Genomic DNA, 229 nt, shown 5'->3' on the forward strand with positions numbered 1-229 from the left:
AATAAACGGCGGCGATAACGTGGTTTAGGGAAAGCAAGGCGGTTGATGCCTGACTCGATGATATTGTCCTCTGTGCCAAGGCCGATAAGCGACTTAAAGCGGCGTTGGAGCGAGAGGCAATCATGGCCACCATCATACTGTTCCGTGTCTATGCAAACCATGTGCCAAATATTGGCGGTTTTATTTGGATTATCTCGTTCAATTCGCAGCGCCCGGCCGCGCATTTGAT

1 protein-coding gene is annotated in these 229 nt (G+C 50.2%); it reads right to left on the reverse strand.

Translation table 11 applies throughout. From position 1 onward, the window contains the following. The coding region (locus tag CHH91_RS21025) for a hypothetical protein (protein ID WP_217973788.1) at nucleotides 1-229 on the reverse strand (229 nt) is incomplete at both ends.

The organism is Virgibacillus sp. 7505 (assembly GCF_002272135.1).
Taxonomy (GTDB): Bacteria; Bacillota; Bacilli; order Bacillales; family Amphibacillaceae; genus Terribacillus.